3 protein-coding genes are annotated in these 3164 nt (G+C 70.0%); 1 reads left to right on the forward strand and 2 read right to left on the reverse strand.

The window, feature by feature from the left end:
• Positions 1-203 (forward strand): M23 family metallopeptidase (locus VN520_RS07350; RefSeq protein WP_325746040.1); only part of this gene is annotated, 203 nt, incomplete at its 5' end.
• 153 nt (positions 204-356) lie between these two features.
• On the opposite strand, the gene VN520_RS07355 is transcribed toward VN520_RS07350, so the two are convergent.
• Together VN520_RS07355 and VN520_RS07360 are read right to left on the reverse strand one after the other, a co-directional pair.
• Entirely contained in the window at positions 357-1460 is a 1104-nt protein-coding gene (locus VN520_RS07355; protein ID WP_325746042.1) for a CapA family protein, read from the reverse strand.
• Positions 1461-1590: 130 nt separating this feature from the next.
• Positions 1591-3164, reverse strand: a 1574-nt coding sequence (locus VN520_RS07360; RefSeq protein ID WP_325746041.1) for a transglycosylase domain-containing protein, incomplete at its 5' end; no start/stop codon positions are given.

The following is a 3164-nucleotide window of genomic DNA, read 5'->3' on the forward strand; positions in this document are numbered from 1 at the left end:
ACAACGACGACGGCTCGGTTGCCTGGTACGGGCACATCGACACCTGGCTGGTCGACGTCGGCGAGCACGTCGCCGCCGGCCAGCAGATCGCCACCGTCGGCAACCGCGGTGACTCCAGCGGCCCTCACCTGCACCTGGAGATCCACGACCCCGGCGCCATCGACCCGGCCTCCTGGCTGCGTGCGCGCGGCGTCAGCATGTGAGCCGCCGCTGAGCTGAAGATGGAAGGGCGGGCACCGGTCGTCTCACTCGCGAACGACGGTGGAGCCGACCTGCGACCCGGCCCGTGCCCGCCACCTCGTCATAGCCTGGGTCCCGCGCGGCCCGCGGTGACCTGTTGTCCGATCGGCCCGTGGTCACCGGTTGGTGATGGTCAGGCCGGCGTCGGTGCCGCCGCGGCGGGTGAGGACCTCGGTGACCCGCTCGTAGGAGGGGTCGCCAGGTCCGGTGGGTAGCACGGTCAAGCCGTCGCCTTGGGGTTGGATGTGGGTAGGGACCGCCTCGGCGGCGCTGACGGCGTAGTGGCCGTCTGGGCCACGGGTGAAGGTGAACCGGGCGATCACCGAGTCGTAGGTGACCGGCAGATCCTGTTCGGCGATGTGGTTGCCCAGCCCGTAGGCCACCCACTTGCCGTTGACCTGTTCGAAGGGCTGCACCACGTGGGCGTGGTGGCCCAGCACCAGATCGACATCGGGTGAGGCCAGCAGCGCCTGAGCGATCGCGACCTGCGCCGCACTCGGGTCGTGTTGGTATTCGGTGCAGCAGTGCACGCTGGCGATGATCACCTCGGCGCCAGCGGCGCGCGCCCGAGCAGCGTCGGCGAGGATCCCGTCGACCTGCGGTCCTGCCGGGTTGAAGTCGTTGACCGCCCACGGCTGCCCGGCGGGCTCGGGGATGCCGTTGAGCCCGTAGGTCCAGGCGATGTGCGCGAATCTCACCCCGCCGATGGTCATGAGGTGCGGCGTCTGGCTGTCCTGTTCGGTGCGGAACGTGCCGGTGTGCCCGATGCTGGTGGCGTCGAGAGCGTCCAGGGTGCGCACCAGCCCTGGGAAGCCGGCGTCCATGGAGTGGTTCGACGCCGTAGAGCAGGTGTCGTAGCCGGCACCGGCGAGGGCGTCGGCGATCTGCGGTTGCACATCGAAGGTGGGATAGCCCTCGAACGGACCCTCCGGTGGGGCCAGCGGGGTCTCCAGGTGGCAGATCGCCAGGTCCGCGGCACCAATGATTGGTGCTACCGGAGTGAACACGCCGCTGAAGTCGTAGCCGGTGCCCTGCGCCCGCCCGGCTGCAGCTGCTCCGTTCACGAGCGCGCCACCCTGGTGGATGAGCACGTCCCCGGTGGCCACCACCGTGACCGACGCCGGCTGTGTCGGGGTCGAGGTGGTCGAGCCGGGCAAGGTGGCACTCGCGGTCGCCGACTCCCTGCCGATCGGTCCGGCCGTGGTGCAACCGGTGACCATCACTACACACACCGCGGCCACCGGTACCAGCCGAGTCGGTGAGGTGCGCCTGATCACCACAGGGTTCAGCCTAGGGTTAACCGCCCCGGGTTCAGGGGCGGCGGCCGCCAGCACTCCCGGGGCGGTCGGGTCAGTTGATGCCGTCTGGGTCGCGGTCCTCGGTCTCGTTGCCGTTGTCCCGCGGGTTGCCGTTGTCGTCACCAGCCGCATCTCCGCCGGCGTCTTGGCCGGGGGTATCTGCTGCGGGGGGCGGGTTGGCCGAGACGGTGCTGCCGGCCAGGACCGGGTCGGCTGCAGGGAAGGGCACCACCGGTGCGTTGGTCAGGATGGGGGACATGGCGTCGTGCCAGATGGTGGCGCCCATGCCGCCGCCTTGCCCACCGACGTCCTGGTTCTTCTTGGGGTTGAGCACCATCACGCTGGCGGAGTACCGCGGGGTGTAGCCGGCGAAGGCGATGGAGAAGTTGTTCTGCGTCGTTCCGGTCTTGCCGGCGATCTGGTGGCCGGGGATGTAGGCGGCTGGGGCGGTCTGGCCGGGATATCCCGGTTCGACGTCCTTGCGCATCATTTGGGCGAGGGTGTGGGCCACCGCCGGTGAGACGGCTCCGGCAGTGCAGCTGTCGTCGGTGTCGATCGGTTTCCCGTCGGGTCCGGTCAGCGGCTGGCCGTTGCGGTCGAGGACGGCGGTGACCGGCGTCGGGTCGCATCGGGTGCCGCCGGCGGCCAGCGTCGCGTAGGCGCTGGCCAGGTCCAGCGGGCTGGTGGCCTCGGCACCGAGGGTGAACGACCCGCGGTTCCCGCCGATGATCTGCTCCGCCGAGGAGGCGGTGAAGTGCATGCCCATCCGCTCGGCGACGCGCACCGGGCCCTCCACGCTGCCCAACTCATCCTGCAACGCCATGAAGTAGGGATTGGAGGACCTGTACAGCGCCTCCTCCATGGTCATCGTCGCCTTGCCGCCACCGGCGAAGGCGTGCACCACGTAGGGCCGACCGTTGCTGGTGTAGACCCGAGAGACGTAGGGGCTGCTCGCGGTCAGGATGTGATCGGCGGGGATCCCGCGTTCCAGCGCGGCGGCGGCGGTGAACACCTTGTAGGTCGATCCGGAGCCCTGGCTGCGAGCGGTGTTGAGCACGACGGACTCACAGTCGGCCGCCGAGCAGCCGTAGCGGCGGTTGACGCTCATCGCCAGCACACGGCCGGTGCCCGGCTCCACGGCAGTGAACATGGCAGCCCGCGGGTCCCCTGTCGGGAGCTGGGCGAGCACTGCCCGGTCTCCGGCGGCCTGCATGTCCGGGCGCAGCGTGGTGCGGATGGTCAGCCCACCGCTGTTCAGCGTCTCCTGAGAGATGTCGAGGGCCTGCACCAGGTACTGCTGCAGGTAGGCGCAGAAGAACCCGCCGATCGAGGCGTCAATACAGCCATTGGGCGATGCCTCGCCCGGTGCGACGGCGACCGGCGCGGCCGAGATCTCGGTCAACTCCGCCTCGCTGATGTGCCCCAGGTCGAACATCCGCTGCAGCACCTGGTTGCGGCGCACCTGGGCGTTGGCCGGATGGGTGATCGGGTCGTCGTTGGTCGGGCTCTGCACCAGCCCCGCCAGCATCGCCGCCTGCGGCAGGCTCAGGTCGGCGGCGTCGACGCTGAAGTACCGCTGGGCGGCGGCCTGGATGCCGTAGGCGCCCTGGCCGAAGTACACGGTGT

The sequence above is a fragment of the Streptomyces sp. genome, assembly GCF_035563135.1.
Taxonomy (GTDB): Bacteria; Actinomycetota; Actinomycetes; order Streptomycetales; family Streptomycetaceae; genus Streptomyces.